Raw genomic sequence first — 19,945 nt, forward strand, 5'->3', positions numbered from 1 at the left:
TTTCCTGTTCAAGCAACAGTAATACCGAAAGTTGGTGATTACTATGCTAATGTATTTTTTTATACGATAGTTTTAATTGTTTGAAACCATCCTGTGATAGTATATTTTTAAATACATGTTTACCACCAATAAAGCGTTGTTGTAACTTCATTTATGTAAACATGCGTTTTACACATTATGACCATGTAACTTGATTAAAAACAAAACTTTCCTCCAAAGCTAAATAAAAAATAGTTAGCTATGCAACTAATTTTATAGGAAAATACAGGCTTTTACAAAAGTAAGGATAGGGAGTGTTAGGGTAGTTTACTTCTTCGTTGCATTAATTCCCGCCAGGTAGTTAAAATAATCCCTTTTTCTTGAATATAAGCTTTTAATCGTGGATCGAGCATGGCTAATAAATCGCCGCGGCGTGTGGGGCCGCTGTCAGATATATATTTGAATTGTGGGGTAGTAGCTGTGCAATGCATAATTACCATGGTAATGCCGGGTTGCAGGCTATCTAATGCAGCTATATAACGATTGGTTCTGTAGGCTTGCAAAAGGCTATCGTTTTGTAATGTATTTGTTGGGTTTACCCAATCATAGCTTTCATTGTACAAATCATCTAAAACGGGTAAGCCGGCTTTCCATAATAAATTACCCATGAAATGCATTTGTGCCATCAATTGTTGCGATGCATGCATTTGCAGGGCAATCAGGGTAGCGTGTCCGCTGGGCAACATCACCGGAATATGGTTCTTTATACCCAATTGAATATATTGTTCTGCAAAAGCAGGTGTAGCCAATAAGGTGCCCATGTGTGTATCTACATGGGTGGGTGTAAAGCCCATTGTTAAAGCTCTTTGCAGTTGTGCATTGATTTCAGTAGCTACTTCCGCGGCACTGGCATGCTGTACTACATCGGCCACATTGGGCCATAAACAGCCCTGCTGATCTACCAGTCCCTGTGTAGCAGGTTTGCCGCTGAGCGGTCCCCAACGATAATTTTTCCATTCAGCGGTTAAGGTTAAATGCAACCCGGCATCTATCTGTGGATGTTCTTTTAAAAATTGTACAAATCCGGGCACCCATGAGCAGGGCATCATTACACTGGTTGAAGTGGCCACCCCTTTGGTTAATGCTAATATGGCACCTTCATTCGATTCATAGCTCATGCCGGCATCATCTACATGTAATATCACTACTTTTGCTCCTTTTGGAAAGCCTAATTTTTCTGCATAAGTACTGTCTGTTGCCTTTGCTGTAACAATTAAACTGATGCATACGGCCAATAGCAACATTTTTTTTCGGGTATGCTTGTATACATGTGTGAATAGAATGGCTTGCATGGTTGTTTTTATTTTTTTAATGATGCAATTAAGTTAAGTAAGTTTCAGATTCCTGCACTGTTTTTTGCTGTTTTTTATTTCAATGAAAAAAGTTATAGGATAATTGAAGTTGTGGCTTATACTTAACCATCAAAATATGGTACTATTTTTACTGCTTGTCATACAATTTTAATCCTGCTTTAACCTGCAAAATAAAATGGCCATCTTTCACTTGAATTGCTGCAAAAATCATTACTTTCAAACATCCGAATCAAACATTAAAATCCTACCATATTATGGGTGTATTACAAATTAAAAAAGCAGCAAAAAAGTACGATGCCATTATTATTGGCTCCGGTGCCGGTGGCGGTATGGCTGCTTATGTGCTGGCCAATGCAGGCTTAAAAGTATGTTTATTAGAAGCCGGACCCAATTACGATCCGGCTATTAATTCTGATCAGTTAAAAAATCCATGGGAGTCACCCCGGCGTGGCGCCAGCACCAAGTTTCGTCCTTTTGGCGATTTTGACGGTTGCTACTGGGGCTGGGAAATTGATGGTGAACCTTATACCCATGCCAATGGTACCAAATGGGATTGGTGGCGTGCTAGAATGGTAGGTGGCCGCACCAACCACTGGGGAAGAATTTCGCTACGTTTTGGCCCTAAAGATTTTAAAAGAAAAAGTATTGACGGCCTGGGTGATGACTGGCCAATTGGCTATGAGGATGTGAAACCTTACTATGATAAAATTGACCGCTTAATTGGCGTATTTGGTACCAATGAAGGTTTGCCCAACGATCCGGATGGTGTTTTTTTACCACCCCCCAAACCAAGGCTGCATGAATTGATGCTGCAGAAATCAGCAGCAGGTATTAATATTCCGGTAATTCCCTCTCGTTTATCTATTTTAACCAAACCCATTAATAAAGACCGTGGTGCCTGTTTCTTCTGCGCTCAATGCAACAGAAGCTGCAAAGTATATGGCGATTTTTCTTCTTCTTCTGTATTGGTAAAACCTGCAATGGCTACCGGTAATGTTGATTTAATTACCAATGCTATGGCAAGAGAAGTACTGACCGGTAGCGACGGACTGGCTACAGGCGTTTCCTATGTTAATAAAACGGATATGCTGGAATATCAGGTAATGGGCAGAGTGGTTATTTTAGGGGCCAGTGCCTGTGAAAGTGCTCGCTTATTACTCAATTCTAAATCGAGCCGGCATCCCAATGGGCTGGCCAATAGCAGCAATGTGGTAGGAAAATATTTACACGATTCTACAGGCGCAGGTATGGGTGGGGTATTGCCACAATTATTTGACAGAAAACGATACAATGAAGACGGTGTTGGCGGTATGCATGTGTATACGCCCTGGTGGTTAGATAATAAAAAATTAGATTTCCCCCGTGGCTATCACATTGAATATTGGGGAGGCATGCAACAACCTGCCTATGGCATTGGCATGGGCATACAATCTTTAAACGGAAAATTTGCAGTACATGGTAAAACCAAAGAAGCCGGCGGTTATGGTGCTTCATTAAAAGAGGATATCCGCTTTTTTTATGGCGCCAGTTTTGGAATGGCCGGCAGGGGCGAAGCCATAGCAAGAGCCGACAGTTATTGTGAAATTGACCCGAGTGTGGTAGATAAATTCGGTATTCCTGTACTGCGTTTCAATACTACTTATACCGATTATGAAATTAAACAAGCCAAACACATGCACGAAACCTTTCAGGAAATTATGCACCAAATGGGTGCCGTTATAACCTGGGGTGCAGATAATGGTCCGCACAATAACTGGGGTCTTGCAAATCCAGGTAATATTATACATGAAGCCGGCACCGTTAGAATGGGTAATGATCCTAAAACATCTGCGCTGAATAAATGGAGTCAGGCGCACGATTGTAAAAACGTATTTTGTGTAGATGGCGGACAATTTGTATCACAGGCAGATAAAAATATTACCTGGACTATTCTTGCTTTATCTATGCGTGCCAGTGAATATATTATTGACCAAATGAAAAAACAAAATATTTAATGGGAAAAAGCAGAAATGATATGGATGCAAATGTGCATTTCAGGCAGTATTGTAATGCTGCTGTGCAATTTTATGGCACCAACAGCTTACTGATACTGATTCTTGCCACTCAACAATCTACAATTCATACAAAATAATATTTTATGGACAGAAGAAAATCTATTAAAGCATTATTCATTACTACTGCCTCTGCAGGCGTGTTGGTAGAAGCCTGTAAAAATGCAGATAAAAAAGTTACCGATGCTTCTACATTAAGTGCCAACCCTTTCCTTGGTCCCGACAGAATGGCGGAAGAAAAAAAACACTATGAAAAAGTAGCAGCAGAAAAGTTTTTTGATGAGCATGAAATGGCCACCATTGCCATTCTTTCAGATATTATTATTCCGAAAGATGAAGTAAGTGGAAGCGCAACTGAAGCAAAAGTGCCTGAATTTATTGCGTTTATTGTCAATGATATGCCCGAACACCAATTACCCTTAAGGGGTGGCTTGCGTTGGTTAGATATGCATTGCCTCAATAAATATGGACATGCCTTTAAAGATTGCACGGCACAACAACAATTAGAAATGGTAGATGCTATTGCTTATCCTAATAAAGCAAAACCCGAAATGTCGCAAGGGGTTTCTTTTTTTAATAAAATGCGTGATTTGGTGGTAACCGGTTTTTATACCTCAGAAATGGGTGTGAAAGATATTGGCTATATGGGTAATGTGCCCAACCAATGGAATGGTGTACCCGATGATGTGTTAAAACAATATGGGCTGGCTTATTCAGAAAAAGAAATGAAAGAATGTGCCCATTACGATAAAGCGTAATTACTATTTTTAAATACACAAATGCCGCTCCATTTATATTTCAGAGCGGCATTTTTATGATGTATTCTATCAGCCTTTATCTTACTTCACTTCCATTTTCAGTTACATCTTCGGGATGTATAAAATGTAATTTGCCTTTACTGTCTTCAGCCATTAATATCATGCCATTACTTTCAATACCCCTCATTTTTCTCGGTGCTAAATTGGCCACAACGGTTACCTGTTTACCAACAATGGCTTCCGGTGTAAAATGTTCTGCAATGCCCGATACAATGGTGCGTGTTTCAAAGCCCATATCTATTGTTAATTGCAATAATTTATCGGCCTTGACCACTTTTTCGGCTGCAACAATTGTCCCTACTCTAAAGTCTAATTTTGCAAAATCATCATATACAATTTCCGGTTTTAGGGGCTTGTATTCAGGTGCTGTAGTTTCCATAGCGGCTGTGTTGTTTAAAGGTTTACTTTGTGTTTGTAGTTTTTGTACTTGTGCGGCAATTTCTTCATCTTCTATTTTTCTGAACAACAATTGCGGTGCTCTTAATGAATAGCCAACTCGCAATAAATTTAAACTACCGGCATTTTGCCATTCTAACATTTTCTCTACTACTTTCATCATGTGCAACATTTTGCCGGCAGTATGCGGCAGAAAGGGGTTGATTAAAATAGCCAGATTGGCGGTTAGTTGTAAGCTTAAGTGCAAACAATTGTCAATCAGTTGCTGACTAATAGGATCTTCTGCAACATTTCCTGCTTTCTTCCAGGGTTCTTTTTTCTGTAAATACTGATTACCTTTTCTTGACAGGTCAATCACTTCAAATAATGCATCTCTGAATTTATATTGTTCTAAATTTTCTTCCACTTTTGTTTTTGCCTTTTGAATATCGGCAATTAAAGCGTGGTCTGTTTCATCTAAATGTACATTGTGTAACTGTGGCACCTTTCCGTTGCATAATTTATGCATCAGCACAAAAGTTCTGTTCACAAAATTTCCAAATATGGCCACCAGTTCGCTGTTGTTCCTGTCTTGAAAATCTTTCCAGGTAAAATCATTGTCTTTTGTTTCGGGGGCATTGGCACATAACACATACCGCAGCACATCCTGTTGTTCAGGAAAGTCTTTTACATATTCATGTACCCAAACAGCCCAGTTGCGTGAGGTAGATACTTTTTCGCCTTCAATATTTAAAAATTCATTGGCCGGCACATTATCCGGTAACACAAAATTACCGTGTGCTTTCAACATGGCCGGAAATATAATACAATGAAATACAATATTATCCTTGCCAATAAAGTGTACCAATTTAGTATCTTCTTTACACCAGTAATCTTTCCATTGCGGGGTAAGTTCTTTGGTGGCAGAAATATATCCGATAGGGGCATCAAACCAAACATACAATACTTTTCCTGCCGCATCGGGTAATGGTACTTTTACGCCCCAGTTGCTGTCTCTCGTCATGGCACGTGGCTGCAAACCATTGTCTAACCAGCTTTTGCATTGCCCATATACATTGTTCTTCCATTCTTTGTGCCCTTCAATAATCCATTCTTTTAACCAGGGCTCATAGTTTTGTAACGGAAAATACCAGTGTTTGGTTTTCTTTTTAACAGGTATGGCATCGCTTAAAGTACTGCGTGGATGGATCAGTTGCTCCGGACTTAATGAAGTGCCGCATTTTTCACACTGATCGCCATACGCAGACAGACTGCCGCACACCGGGCAGGTGCCGGTAATATACCGGTCAGCCAGAAATGTTTGGGTGGTTTCATCAAAATATTGTTCGGTTTCTTTTTCTTCAAATAAACCTTCATTATACAATTTTTTAAAAAAAGCGGCAGCAGTTTCATGATGCACTGGATTAGAGGTACGGGAAAAAATATCAAATGCAATGCCCATTTGTGCAAAGCTTTCTTTGATCAAAGCATGGTATTTATCTACTACTTCCTGCGGTGTTGTGCCTTCTTTCATAGCACGTATCGTAATAGGTACCCCATGTTCATCACTTCCACACACAAATTGTACATCCCTTTTTTGTGCTTTCTGGTAGCGCACATAAATATCTGCCGGTAAATAACAACCCGCCAAATGGCCAATATGCACCGGGCCATTTGCATAGGGAAGGGCGGCGGTTACCAATAATCTTTGATAGTTTTTTGTAGTCATCTATATCACTTTAATCAACTTCCGTTGCGTCGCACACCTGTACTGTAATGCGCTATGCGGCAATTGAGCCCGCAAAAATAAGCATTACCCGCAAGTATGCGGCATTTATCAATGAATGGTTCTTTTTTTAATATATGATGTTGCTCACGCTTTTGTTTTAACTTGCTCTTTTAATTCTTTCATCTTTTATAATTGCAACCATGCAACTTTATAAAATTTCCATTGCCCTGTTTGTAACAGGAATGGTATGCGCAGTATCCGGCAAGGCACAGCAAATACAAGTTAATCAGTTGGGCTATGGTACTCTTGCCCCCAAAATTGCCGCTGTATGCAATATGGCACAAGGTAGCCGCTTTTATCTTACCGCATTGCCAACAGGTGATACGGTTTATACCGGGCAATTGTTACCTGCCAGGTTAGATCAGTATGCCAACCAAATGCCGGTGCAATTGGCCGATTTTAGTGCCTTTCAGCAACCGGGTAGTTATCGGCTATTAGTGACCGGGGTACAAAACCAACCTGTTATCAACATTAACGCACAGCCTTTTTATATGGTTGGTAAGGCACTCATCAAAGGCTTTTATTATCAGCGCGCCTCAATGCCCTTATTGCAACAATATGCAGGCATCTGGCAAAGGGCCGAAGGGCATCCCGATACTTTGGTAATGATTCATCCATCCGCTGCAACACCACAACGCCCGGCAGGTAGCACTGTTTCAGTGCCCGGCGGCTGGTACGATGCAGGCGATTACAACAAATACATCGTAAATTCTGGCATAACGGTAGCCACTTTGCTGAGCGCTTATTCCGATTTTGCACCATATTTCGATAGCCTTGCACTCAATATTCCGGAAAGTAACAATTGGTTACCCGATCTTATTGATGAAGTTTTGTACAACCTGCGTTGGATGCTCACCATGCAGGATACCGATGGCGGTGTATACCACAAATGCACCAATGCTGTTTTTGATGGTATGGTAATGCCCAATGTAGCAACGCAACCCCGTTATATAGTACAAAAATCTACTGCTGCTACCTTAGATTTTGCTGCAGTAATGGCTCAGGCAGCCAGATTATTTGCCAAATGGAATCAGGAATTACCGGGCTTGTCAGATTCCTGCAAACAGGCCGCTGTACATGCCTGGCAATGGGCCGAACTGCATCCCAATATCGATTACCGGCAAGAGCAAATGAATACAAAATTTAAACCCGCTATTACAACGGGCGCTTATGGCGATACCCAACTGTTAGATGAATGGTTTTGGGCAGCAGCCGAACTGGCAGTTACCACTAAAGAGGCCGTGTATGCCAATTGGCTGTTGCAATATAAAGTGCCTCCCGTTACCATTCCTTCCTGGAGCCAGGTAACAGCGCTGGGTATGTATAGTTTGTTGGAACACCGCAAAGCATTGCCTCAAAAATTGTTGCCGTTAACCGATTCGCTTTATGCTGTATTCATAAAAAAGGCAGATGACTTGTTGCAACATGCCAATGGGGCCATGCATACGGTAATGGGACAATCGGCCAACGATTTTATCTGGGGCAGCAATGCTGTTGCAGCCAATCAGGGTATTTGGTTATTGCATGCTTTTATGCTCACCGGCCAACGGCGCTACATCAACGGGGCGCTATCCAATGCCGATTATTTATTGGGCCGCAATGTCACAGGATATTGTTATGTTACCGGCTTCGGTTCAAAAAGTCCCATGCATCCGCACCATCGGCCTTCTATTGCCGATGGAATTGAACCTCCTGTTCCCGGATTATTGGTGGGTGGTCCTAACCCCGGTAAACAAGATGGGCAAATCTATCCCAATACTTTTCCTGAAACTGCTTATACTGATAATGATAAAGCCTATGCCTGCAACGAAATTGCTATCAACTGGAATGCACCGGCAGTATATTTATTCAATGGATTATCTTACCTGGCAACACTGGGGGTATGGGGAAAGTAAAGCAGTACGGTGTATGAATATTTTTGCTGAATGAAAATTATATTTCATAAAATGCTTATTATTGAAAGTAAAAGGCAGTAAAGCTCTGCTGCCAACCATTTGCTATGCAACAAAAAGTACTGCTGATTTTACCTTGTTACAATGAAGAAACAGCTTTGCCAGGTCTGTTATCCGAGTTGGCAGCTACCTGTTTCCCGGAAAATTATCAGGTAGATGTGCTGGTGGTCAATGATTGTTCGAAAGATGGAACAGCACAAGTGGCCCGCCGTTTTCAGGTAACATTGGTTGATTTACCCATGAATCTGGGTATTGGCGGTGCCGTTCAAACAGGTATTAAATATGCGTACCGCAATGGCTATGATATGGCCATTCAGTTAGATGGCGATGGTCAGCATCCACCTAATCAGGTACAGGTTTTATTAGCGGCACAAAAAGAACAACAGGCCGATGTGGTTATTGGTTCGCGTTTTGTGGGTAACGGTGGTGGGTTTCAGTCGTCATTGATTCGCCGAATGGGCATTCGCTATTTTCACTGGCTCAACCGTTTGTTTACCGGTAATAGAATATTCGACAGTACTTCGGGCTTTCGGCTCCTCAACCAAAAAGCTATTGCACTTGCGGCTGCCTATTATCCCGATGAATATCCTGAACCTGAATCATTAATCTTGTTTTCTAAAGCCGGTTGTACCATTGTTGAAGTGCCGGTATTGATGCGTGAACGGCAGGGCGGAGCATCTTCTATTGGAAAAACCGCCTCTGTTTATTATAGCTTAAAAGTTACACTGAGTATGTTTTTTACCTTTATTCGTCATTCAAATTCATGATTATGATACGCATTCAAATCCTCACTATTGTTACCAATATTTTATTCTTAGCTTATATTGCCCGCTTAATTGTAAAAGGGAAATTAAGGGAGGAATATGCCATTGTATGGATTATCTGTACTTTATTTATCATGGTATTTTCTTTTTGGCGGAAGGGATTAGATATAATGGCACATTTGCTGGGTGTATATGAAGCCCCGAATCTGGTATTTACCGGTGCTATTTTTGCCATATTAATTTACCTGTTACATTTAAGTATTGTGGCTTCCAAATTGCAAAACGATATTAAACAGTTATCACAGGAAATTGCCCTGATGAAAACAAAATTAGAGCACACCGATGCCAACCATTAACAACACTCATTCATTACACTAACAACAACTGATGTACTACGATAATAACTGGGCAGCCATTATACCCATGGCCAATGAGGAAACAGATTTTGATGAGTTTATACAGGAATTGACAGCCGTATTAAACCGACTGCAAACCGGTACCGTTTATTTGGTGGTAGATACCGTTTCAAAAGACCGCACTTTAGAACTTTGCCGTGCATTATCGAAAAAAGATGCAAGATTTATTACGGTATTTGCTCCTGAAAATAAAAATGTGGTAGATGCCTATATCCGTGGATATAAAGAAGCGTACCATAAAGGTCACGATATTATCATTGAAATGGATGCAGGCATGAGCCACGACCCCAAAGCCATCCCCATGTTTTTGCGGGTATTGAATGAAGGAAATGAATGTGCTTTCGGCAGTCGGTTTATTAATGGAGGTTCTATGGTAAAATCACCGCCATCCCGGGTATTTTTATCGCGTACCGGCACTTTTTTATCGAACCTGCTGTTGGGTACAAAAATGTATGATATGACTTCCGGTTACCAGGGGTTTCATGCTTCCATTGTTAAAAAAATCATTGAGTATCCTTTGTTATCAAAAGCGCACTTTTATCAAACGGAAATCAGGTATTTATTGCGCCATTCAAAATATGCTGAAATTCCTATTCACTATCAGGCGCCTTCGCCCAGTGTTTCTAAAAAAGCAATTAAAAATTCAATTGAAGTGTTGTGGCATTATTTTGTCAATCGTTTTTCAAAACGTTCTCCCAATCAATTATAAATCATGCAACAAAAAATTAGTCTGGTCATTACCTCAATAGCAGCCCCCAATGAAGTGCTGAAAAGCTATGCTGTATTATGTAAACAACATAATGTAGACTATATTGTAATTGGTGATACCAAATCGCCCAATGATTTTTTTATTGAAGACTGCCAATTTTTATCTATAGAACAACAAAAGCAGGTAAATGAACTCTTTGCTGCATTGTTACCTGTAAAACATTATGCCCGAAAAAATATTGGTTATTTACTGGCCATGCAGCAGGGCAGTACCGTTATCATAGAAACAGATGATGATAATTTTGGTACGGAACATTTTTTCAATTTTTTTCCGCTGCAAACCACACAGCCCGTTTATGAGGCTACGGGTAATTGGGTAAATGTATATCAACATTTTACCGATAAAAAGATATGGCCACGAGGGCTGCCGTTAGATCGTATTTTAGATACACCTGCCGGCTTCCAGCAAGCTGTTCCGCAAACCATTACAGCACCCATTCAACAGGGTTTGGTCAACGATAATCCCGATGTAGATGCGGTATACCGGTTGGTGAGTGATGTGCGGATTACCTTTGATGCCAATAAACAAATTGCATTGGGTAAACATTCCTGGTGTCCTTTTAACAGCCAGAATACGGTTTGGTATGCAGAAGCTTTCCCGTTATTGTATTTACCTTCTTATTGCAGTTTTAGAATGACAGATATATGGCGCAGTTTTATTGCCCAGCGCATTGCCTGGGAAAACAACTGGCACCTGCTGTTTTATTCACCAACGGTGTGGCAGAAACGTAATGTACATAACTTAATGCGCGACTTTGAAGAGGAAATACCCGGTTACCTGCACAATGAACAAATAAAGCAAACATTAGATGGGTTACAATTAAAAAGCAGCAAAGCTCATTTAGGCGATAACTTGAAAAAATGTTATGATGCTTTGATTCAACTGCAATTGGTTGGTGAACAGGAAATGCCATTATTGGAGGCCTGGTTGCAGGCATTGCGGTGAAATTAGCTTGATGCTTATTAAAAGCAATTTTAGGATACAGCAGGACGTATCAATTTTGTAAAGCAAAGATTGTAAAATAACCCATACATGAATACTAAGTTAAAAAATACTTTGGTTCTTTATTTACCTGTTATTACCATTGTATGGTGTATAATAATGCTGGCTTCATTAAAAACCGGTTGGCTCAATGCATTCTTTTATGATGCTGCGAATCTGCAGGTACAGGGTATTGACTATTTTGCTTTGCCCAAAACTTTTTTAAATTTAAAAGCAGGAATCAGTATGTTCGATACTTGGGGTGGAGTACCTTATGGCCCTTATGCAACCTGGTATTTGGGGCATCCTGCTTTTGGGGTATTGGTGTGTAGTTGGTTTGCATTTTTTGCACCCTGGACAAGTTACTGGTTGTTTGTTGGTTTTTCTTTTTTACTGATGCTGTTTGCTGCTTGGTTAGTAGCTGAAAGAGCGGCTTCCTTTTTATCAAAAAGATTGGCCTGGTTGCTCATGTTATTTGGTTTTCCTACTTTCTGGATGTTTTATGTAGGAAATATGCATGCGCCATTAATATTGGCATTAACATTTATTTTTTTGGCAATAGATACTTTTTCTTTTACAGAACTAACTGTTACAAATATTCAACAGGCGAATCGTTATCTGATGGCGGGTTTATTGATTTCTTTTTTTACAAAACCCATTGTTTTACTAATGCTCCCATTGTTATTGTTGCTGAAACAAACCCAAAAAACTACGCTTGTTTGCTTAGGTATTTATGCTGTGGTTTCTTTTCTATTTATCGTTGTTCCCGTATTAAATCCGGAAGGAATTGGTTTGGAAAAACTGCTGAAAGTGGCAACTGATTTTGGATTCATAAAAAACAACATGAACATTTACCAAAATCATTTTGTGTTGAATGCATACATGAAGGACAACAGTATTCACTGGCTGAATTTGATTGCACAAAGCGATTACAGGTTGATGCATGTAGATGTATTTTCTTTTCCCGTATTTATAGATACTTTATTGGGCTACCCATTGAATGCAGCTTGGTATAAATTGCCTATATATCTTACTATATTGTTATCCTTTTTGGTCCCATTTATATCAAACAGACAAATGAAATTTCAAACTGCCTTATTGTTATTAATGGCCATTACATTCACTTTTTTTCTGAGTTATAATACAGTGTGGGAGTATCAATATGCTTCTGTTGCACCCGTTTTGGCGTTATTTCCTGTTTTATATGAAAGAAATGTTTTTTATAAAAAATGGATTCCTTTGCTATTTGTTTCAGCGGTGATTATTGATTTACCCAATCTCTATTTCTTATTGCATGGCAAATTAATTACAAATAATTTGCTATTATTAATCCGATTCAACAGGGTAATACCTGTTGTTGTTATGTTTATTGTGATGATAAGCCTCATTATACAATCATTTTTCAAGAAAAATAAATAAGTTGGTGTGTATTTTTTCTGTACTCCTATTGTTCTGATCTGAATATAACTGTCATCCATTCATTCATTTATTTTTATCTATTCATTCTTTTTATAGGATGGGTTAATGAATCATTATTTTAAAATTTGGATGCATCATCAGTTGTTGCAAATAATCTTTTCTGTAATAACCCACACAACAATATTCAGGATATTGCAGGTTGATAACAGCCGCCAACTGATATTTGTCTCTAAACATCATATCATTGAATAGATCTTTAAAAATTAAATTATCCCAACTCTTTCTGTCGGTATAATAATTGTCAACTGCCTGCAAATTTACATTTGTTGGCTTGGGTGTTTGTGCCATCAATATGTCAGGCGATAAATCATAGAATACATTTTTATTAAAAGATTCATGTCCTTTAGGACCTTCCTTTATGGCATCTGCATGTGCCATAAGTGTATTATTCAAACCCATCATATCATACACATTGCCTTTGTATCCATAGGCAATGCCTCCGGCAGAGCCGTAACCAATGCTTGGTAAACGATTTTCAAAAATAACAGATAAATGCCGGCCATTCTCTCGCTCATTAGCGGCTATATAAAATTCATTAAAAATAGAGAATTGGTAATTGTTGTATGAATTTGAAAATTGCTGGCTATTTTTAAACTTATTCCAATCATATATTGCAAAAATAAAAATTGCTACTCCCAATACCCCCATGTATGCAGCTATTTTTTTAAAGGAGGATAACTGCGATAAAATAAATACAGGACTAATATAAATGAAATATAATAATGGATAAATGGGTTGGTACATCCTAAATCCTCTAAAATGATCGGCGCCTTCTAAAATGGGAATAAGCAGACCGGTTATACTAAATATAAAGATAATTATACATGTTAAAAATTTATTATTTTTACTTCCTCGAATAAATTGATAGCCTATCCATACCATATCAATTACTAAAAATGGAATCAATTGAAAGCCATATAAGTGTAAAAAGTTCCAAAAATATTGAGCGCCATCACCAATGGTTTGTGTAATAGAAGCAGAAACTTTTGCATAAAAGGTATTGGGTAGTGGGTAACCAAAATAAAGTATCCTAAACAGGGTTAATAATAGAAAACTGCCAAAATATGCCATAACAGGCCAGGTTAATAATGCTGTTAACTGATAAAAAGATTTATTCTTTTGGTAATAAATAAATGCATACAATACAATAAACAAAATACACCAAACAATGCCTTCCGGCCTGGTTAAAATAATTGCAACAATGAGCAGGGCTAACCAAATGGCCATCTTCTTTTCATCAATGGCATCAGTTAATGCTAAATGAATCAAATAACTGAACGCTGCTATAATTATAAAACTATATAAGCCACTATCCATCAGCGATACAATATTCCATGTAAAATACAGCGGGTTACTGAAAAGCCAGAGTAACAAACCTGCCTGCAAAAACAAGGTATTGATTTTTTTAAAACTTAGCTTTATGGCAATTGTTGCTATCGATTGCATTAACAACACAATGCTCCCAAAAGCTAAAAACAGGTTAACAAGAAAAATATATGCTTCGGGATTGGGGCTAAACAAATAACATGCACTGCAAATAAAAAAATATAACAAACAGGTAAAACCTTCTACATGTTCGCCCCCCACATTGTAAACAATACCGGCACCAGTAGTAAAATTTCTGGCATATACAAACAAGATATTTGCATCATCTGTTCCTGCCAAAGGCTGATTAATGTATTCAAATGACAGATAGCTGCCCGCTGCGATGCATACAAAAGTGAGCAGTATGATTACTAAATTGTTTTTGATGTATGGCATGGTGATAAAAATGAAAAAAATACCGGGGATATTGGTACTTTAAATGATATACACTCTTATTATTGAACTGCTATTGTGGTGCATTATCTTTTTTTTCCTGTTGTGCCCAGTTAATGTTGTTTTTTACTAATTGATTGGATGGGTCGGCAGCTAATGCTTTATTAAACATTTCAATTGCTTTATCATAATCTTTTTTTAATACCATTGCGGTACCAATATTGTTGTAATAAACAGCTTTATTTTCCGGAAATTTATCTATGCCTACCTGCCAGGTGGCCATACTTTTTTCATAATTTCCTACCTGTAAATACAATAAACCTAATTGTACAAAATAACCTGCATCTCTTTTTTCAAGCGTAATAGCCTGCATGGCCTCAATGGAATTCAGGGCTTTGTTCTTTTCATCTAAACCCCATTTTAAATTGTTTTTTGCCAATTGAAAACTGGTATCAATCTGAATGGCTTTTGTACAGGCCTCAATACCGGTTTGATAATTTTTTAATAGAATGTTGGCCACACCTAAATTGTTGTAGGCGGTAGCATTTTTAGGATCTTTTTTAATTAAATCGGTTAAAGGTTTTACAGCTTTTCCGGGCATATTATTGTTTATGTAAGCCACAGATAATGCAATAACATTGGCAGAGGTTGGATTGCTGTTTGCTAATTGTTCTAATGCAGCTATATCAGTATCTTTTTTTTCAACTGCTATATTGTTTTTATTTTTGGGTGCACTGGAAAATAGAATAACCAATGGAATACTTAATACAATAACAACGCCTGCAATGATTAATAATTTTTTTACTGCAGGTTTCAATTCTTTCTCCTCTGGTTGTAAATTGGATGTATTTTCTGTCATAATTTAAGTTTTTTATAAGTTATGTGATGCATTTGATCTAATATATAAAAGTATTGAGTGGGTGGCTATTTTTTTGGTGATTGAATAAATTTGTTGGCTAATTGCAAATTATTAATTGCCAGTTGAAAGTTGGGCTTTAAAGCAATTGCTTTTTGAAGTGGTTCAATGGCCTTATTATATTGGTGCAGCCCAATATAAGCCGAGCCAATGTTATTGAGCGCTTCCGGATAATTGGGTTTTAACTGTAATGCCTTTTCTGCGGCTCTGATACAGCTTATATAATCTCCTTTTTGGTAATAGCCCAAGCTAAGGTCTAAATATTTACCCGCATCTGGTTGTTGGTCTATTTGTGCTTCCTGCATGGCCAAGCCACTTTTTTGCGCTAATGCCATTACCAAATATTCTTTTGCCGTTGCATTATCGGGTAAAATAGTTAAGGTATTATTGGCCAAATCTTTCAGCAATGTCCATTGGGCAGTTTCACTGTAGGCTTTCATCAGCAGTGTTCGGGCGTCCATATGTGCCGGCGACAATTCAATTGTTTTAACAAAATAGGGAATGGCTGCTGCATATTGTTGATGATTTATTAAAAACCTGCCATAAAAAAACCAGCTCTCCGGATAGGCAGGGCCTAAAGCCAATGCTCTTTTAAAATAAACGGCTGCTGCGGTTGTATCACCCTTTATGTCATTTATAATACCCAAATTAATTTGCAAAGCATGGTAATTGGGTAATAAATGCAGGGCTTCTATAAAATATTGCTCTGCCGTTGCATAATCGCCTTTTGCCATTTGGGTTAAGCCATAATTCATGAGGCCGCGGCCATTTGCGGAACTGTTTTCTGTTACATTTTTCCAAAGGCTTTCTTCTGTATGCCAAACTGCATTGCGTTGTATGGTGCCATAAGCATATACAGATAAAAAAAGCATTGCAAGAATAGCTAATGTTGCTGTATAGGGTAATGCTTTTTGTTGGAACCAGATTTTTACTGGGGTTAATACCCTGCCCAGGGTCCATACCACGCTAATCATTAAACCAATATAAGGAAAGAAAATACGATGGTAGTTCAATACTTCTGCCAAAGGAAAAATACTGGATGTTGGAATTAATGCCAGAAAAAACCAGATAATACCAAAACTAACCGGCCGCCAGTTTTTGTACATAGAGGTAATCATGGCAATGAGTACCAATGCCAATACAAATAGCAATCCTGCAAAAAAACGGGGGTCAGTAATACCGGATAATAATCCCCAGTCGGTATCTGCACTTAAATGTACGGGCACAAAAAATATTCCGAAATAATGGGCAATAATATAGGGTTGTGTAAGCAGGTATTGTATGGCAGAAGTGCCTCCGGGTACCCAGGTGGGGGGCGTCATCCAATCAATGAACCCATACATGAATCCACATACAAAAAATGCCGGAATTACCTGTTTGGTAAGTTGCCTGATTTCACTACTGTATTTTTTTTGAAATAATTGCCCTATACTTAACCGGTATTCGAAATAAAGAAGATAAATAAAAAAAATTGGTGCAAACATTATGGTTGTTGGTTTTGCCAATGAACCCAGAATAACCGGCAGCAGGTACAGGTATTTTTTTCTGTATTTTGGAAAATACTGGTACACTACAAAGGCCAATACCACAAATAAGGTAGATTGTAAATCGCTGCGGGCAATAATATAATTAATGGTTTCTGCATTAGCGGGATGAAGCATATACCAGGCTATACCAAAAGCCGCCAGCCAGTAATTTTTTTGTGGATTGGGCTGCACTAATTCAAATAACTGCCAGATAAAATAAAACATTAGTATGCCCTGCAGCAGAAAAACAATAAAATCATCCATCTGAAACCAAAAGGGATGGTAGCCATCGGCTAACCAATAATCAATGGCTAACGATAAACTTACCAATGGGCGGTACGACTGATTTTGTGGCAGTGTACTAAATGTAGTACCATCCGTAAAAAAAGAGGGGGCGTTTTTTAAACTGCGGACGTAAACATTGTTTAAAATAGTGTGTGAATCATCAAAATGGAAATCATTCTGAAAATGATTCCAATACACCAGCGTTGTGAGCATTACAATGGATAAAAGCAGGTATACATGCTTGTGTTCCTTCATATAAATAAATAGTTTACAGGGTTGCTGCCATTTGAATGGATAATATGTAAATATATATAATGATTCAATTTTATTCATGGTAAATTTCAATATTCTTTTCAAAATTTTTAACAGCTTTTGTAACGATATTCAAAAATATCAGCTCATAGCGTTAACAATCTTACCTAACAATTAAAATAAATTTAGTGTAGTTACTGTAACTTTTTTGTACTTACAAAATTATTATTATTTTTGTAGTTAAATAACTACATGAATGTATATAAATCTACACTATTTTGTAGCAATAATCGCAGTTATTTTGGCTGTTTCTACTACTGTATCTGCGCAATCTATTCAACGTCAGGTAGTTGCTACCGCCGGTGGATATACCGATCAGGGCAGCGTTTCTATCTCCTTTACCGTAGGCGAGCCGGTAGCTGATTTATTTCCCAATCTATTTCAGGGAAAAGCCATAACAGCCGGTTTTCAGCAACCCGATCCTGAAATACAAGAGAATATATATCGTGATTTTAGTAACTATTTTGTTTTATTTCCCAATCCAACCATTGATGGGAAAGTCAAATTAGGTTTTAGGGATGTACCTAATGGAATTTATACAATTGATATTATTGATGCCTTAGGAAGGGTGTTACAAACCACTACTGTAGAGTATTTTAATCATAATTTCTTTTATGTTGACTTGGATGTAACTAATTTAGTAAGGGCTTTTTATTTTATCAGAATAAGAAGCGATAAAAATTTCCGTGGGGAATTGAAGTTAATGCGTCTGTAAAATAAGCCATTCGGGTGAATTTTTTCGACCATGTAATTTTATTCCTACTTGAACGTTTAACTTTTTAATATGATTATTTTCGTGAAGTAAATTGTTAATAGGAATTTAACCGTAGATTGCGCATACAACCTACAATAATATCTTGATTGTGTGAAATGGACTTTACTAACCTTATTCTTATTGGCAGGCTTTGTATCTGTATCCTATGCACAACCCCAATCCTTTAAATACCAAGCTGTTGCCCGGGGTTTAAATGGTGCTTTGCTTAGTAACCAGCAAATCAATGTACGTATCAGTATATTGTTGGGAACCAGTCCCAACCGTACCTTGGAATACCAGGAAACACAAACTGTTACTACCAATCAATATGGCCTGTTTTATTTAGACATTGGAAGGGGAACACCGACCACCAGTGCCAAATTTGCGGACATCAATTGGGCCAATCCATTACAACAATACATCCAAACAGAAATAGATTTAGGACAAGGTTATGTGAATATGGGCGCCTCAGAAATGCTGAGTGTGCCTTATGCCTTGTATGCCTTAAACTCTCCCAAAGGGCCTACTGGTGCAACCGGGGCCACCGGTGCTACAGGAACCACCGGTACACCAGGTGCGAATGTGTTAACCGGTTCAGGAATGCCTGTTCCTTCATTGGGGTTTAATGGGGATAGTTATGTAGATATAACCAATGGAAATGTTTATACCAAAAATGCAGGTGCCTGGATAAATTCTGGGGCATCTTTAAAAGGATCTAGCGGGCCCACTGGTCAAACCGGCGCTACTGGCCAAACCGGAGCCACCGGCCAAACAGGCGCCACAGGTAACACAGGCGCCACTGGCCAAACCGGAGCCACCGGCCAAACAGGTGTAACAGGAAATACCGGAGCCACAGGAAATACCGGAGTAACCGGTCAAACCGGAGCCACAGGAAATACCGGAGTAACCGGTCAAACCGGAGCCACCGGCCAAACAGGTACCACCGGCCAAACAGGCACCACTGGACAGACAGGCACCACTGGACAGACAGGTGCCACTGGACAGACAGGTGCCACAGGAAATACCGGAATAACAGGTAACACAGGAATAACAGGTAACACAGGAGTAACCGGTCAAACCGGAGCAACAGGAAATACCGGAGCAACAGGAACTACAGGAGCCACTGGTCAAACAGGCACCACCGGTCAAACCGGAGCAACAGGAAATACTGGAGCAACAGGAAATACCGGAGTAACAGGTCAAACCGGCGCAACCGGAAATACCGGAGCAACAGGTAACACAGGAATAACAGGTAACACAGGAGTAACCGGTCAAACCGGAATAACAGGTAACACAGGAATAACAGGTAACACAGGAGTAACAGGTCAAACCGGCGCAACAGGAAATACCGGAGCAACAGGTAACACAGGAGCAACAGGTAACACAGGAATAACCGGTAACACAGGAGCAACCGGTAACACAGGAATAACCGGTAACACAGGAGCAACCGGTAACACAGGAATAACCGGTAACACAGGAGCAACAGGTAACACAGGAATAACCGGTAACACAGGAGCAACCGGTAACACAGGAATAACCGGTAACACAGGAGCAACCGGTAACACAGGAATAACCGGTAACACAGGAGCAACCGGTAACACAGGAATAACCGGTAACACAGGAGCAACCGGTAACACAGGAATAACCG

Annotated in this window: 16 protein-coding genes; 11 read left to right on the plus strand and 5 right to left on the minus strand. The window is 39.0% G+C overall.

All coding sequences use genetic code 11. From position 1 onward, the window contains the following. Window positions 1-296 precede the first annotated feature (296 nt). Window positions 297-1,331: a polysaccharide deacetylase family protein gene (locus EO766_RS07200; RefSeq protein WP_081298620.1), complete on the minus strand. Its 1,035-nt coding sequence runs from the start codon at window positions 1,329-1,331 to the stop codon at window positions 297-299. Between the two features lie 275 nt (window positions 1,332-1,606). Here EO766_RS07200 and EO766_RS07205 point away from each other — a divergent pair, with 275 nt between their 5' ends. Genes EO766_RS07205 through EO766_RS07215 form a run of 3 tightly spaced genes read left to right on the plus strand, consistent with a single transcriptional unit; the run spans window position 1,607 to window position 4,161 of the window. Beyond that, window positions 1,607-3,346, plus strand: a complete 1,740-nt coding sequence (locus tag EO766_RS07205; RefSeq protein WP_074419000.1) for a GMC family oxidoreductase — start codon at window positions 1,607-1,609, stop codon at window positions 3,344-3,346. After that, window positions 3,346-3,483 (plus strand): hypothetical protein, encoded by a 138-nt coding sequence (locus EO766_RS07210; RefSeq protein ID WP_179853184.1) that lies wholly within the window; start codon window positions 3,346-3,348, stop codon window positions 3,481-3,483. Before EO766_RS07205 ends, EO766_RS07210 begins: the two co-directional genes overlap by 1 nt. A gap of 6 nt (window positions 3,484-3,489) precedes the next feature. Then, window positions 3,490-4,161 (plus strand): gluconate 2-dehydrogenase subunit 3 family protein, encoded by a 672-nt coding sequence (locus EO766_RS07215; protein WP_074419001.1) that lies wholly within the window; start codon window positions 3,490-3,492, stop codon window positions 4,159-4,161. Between the two features lie 76 nt (window positions 4,162-4,237). On the opposite strand, the gene metG is transcribed toward EO766_RS07215, so the two are convergent. Then, window positions 4,238-6,325, minus strand: a complete 2,088-nt coding sequence (gene metG / locus EO766_RS07220) for a methionine--tRNA ligase (protein ID WP_074419002.1) — start codon at window positions 6,323-6,325, stop codon at window positions 4,238-4,240. Window positions 6,326-6,525: 200 nt separating this feature from the next. Here metG and EO766_RS07225 point away from each other — a divergent pair, with 200 nt between their 5' ends. The 6 genes from EO766_RS07225 (at window position 6,526) to EO766_RS07250 (ending at window position 12,686) form a co-directional block, all read left to right on the plus strand. After that, window positions 6,526-8,280, plus strand: coding sequence for a glycoside hydrolase family 9 protein (locus EO766_RS07225; RefSeq protein WP_074419003.1), 1,755 nt, complete (start codon window positions 6,526-6,528; stop codon window positions 8,278-8,280). A gap of 104 nt (window positions 8,281-8,384) precedes the next feature. Beyond that, window positions 8,385-9,104: a glycosyltransferase family 2 protein gene (locus tag EO766_RS07230; RefSeq protein ID WP_074419004.1), complete on the plus strand. Its 720-nt coding sequence runs from the start codon at window positions 8,385-8,387 to the stop codon at window positions 9,102-9,104. 2 nt (window positions 9,105-9,106) lie between these two features. Next, a complete protein-coding gene (locus EO766_RS07235; protein ID WP_179853185.1) occupies window positions 9,107-9,457 on the plus strand; it encodes a DUF2304 domain-containing protein in 351 nt (116 codons plus the stop codon). Between the two features lie 31 nt (window positions 9,458-9,488). Further along, the gene (locus tag EO766_RS07240; RefSeq protein WP_218836721.1) at window positions 9,489-10,226 is read left to right on the plus strand and encodes a glycosyltransferase; all 738 of its coding nucleotides are present in this window, start codon (window positions 9,489-9,491) and stop codon (window positions 10,224-10,226) included. Window positions 10,227-10,229: 3 nt separating this feature from the next. Continuing rightward, complete coding sequence (locus EO766_RS07245; protein WP_074419006.1) at window positions 10,230-11,231, plus strand: STELLO glycosyltransferase family protein; 1,002 nt, start codon at window positions 10,230-10,232, stop codon at window positions 11,229-11,231. 87 nt (window positions 11,232-11,318) lie between these two features. Beyond that, the gene (locus EO766_RS07250) at window positions 11,319-12,686 is read left to right on the plus strand and encodes a hypothetical protein (protein WP_074421196.1); all 1,368 of its coding nucleotides are present in this window, start codon (window positions 11,319-11,321) and stop codon (window positions 12,684-12,686) included. A gap of 102 nt (window positions 12,687-12,788) precedes the next feature. Here EO766_RS07250 and EO766_RS07255 read toward each other — a convergent pair whose 3' ends face one another. The 3 genes from EO766_RS07255 to EO766_RS07265 form a co-directional block, all read right to left on the minus strand. Further along, on the minus strand, window positions 12,789-14,507 hold the full coding sequence (locus tag EO766_RS07255) for a hypothetical protein (protein WP_074419683.1): 1,719 nt from the start codon (window positions 14,505-14,507) through the stop codon (window positions 12,789-12,791). A 70-nt stretch (window positions 14,508-14,577) separates the two neighbouring features. Then, on the minus strand, window positions 14,578-15,363 hold the full coding sequence (locus EO766_RS07260) for a tetratricopeptide repeat protein (protein ID WP_074419682.1): 786 nt from the start codon (window positions 15,361-15,363) through the stop codon (window positions 14,578-14,580). Between the two features lie 65 nt (window positions 15,364-15,428). Next, the gene (locus EO766_RS07265) at window positions 15,429-17,486 is read right to left on the minus strand and encodes a tetratricopeptide repeat protein (protein ID WP_179855952.1); all 2,058 of its coding nucleotides are present in this window, start codon (window positions 17,484-17,486) and stop codon (window positions 15,429-15,431) included. 253 nt (window positions 17,487-17,739) lie between these two features. Between EO766_RS07265 and EO766_RS07270 the strand changes: the two genes are divergently transcribed. Further along, window positions 17,740-18,258, plus strand: a complete 519-nt coding sequence (locus tag EO766_RS07270) for a T9SS type A sorting domain-containing protein (RefSeq protein WP_074419689.1) — start codon at window positions 17,740-17,742, stop codon at window positions 18,256-18,258. Window positions 18,259-18,408: 150 nt separating this feature from the next. Further along, the coding region (locus EO766_RS07275; protein WP_502697231.1) for a beta strand repeat-containing protein at window positions 18,409-19,945 on the plus strand (1,537 nt) is incomplete at its 3' end.

The organism is Hydrotalea sp. AMD, assembly GCF_004100315.1.
In the GTDB taxonomy this organism is placed as follows: domain Bacteria; phylum Bacteroidota; class Bacteroidia; order Chitinophagales; family Chitinophagaceae; genus Hydrotalea; species Hydrotalea flava.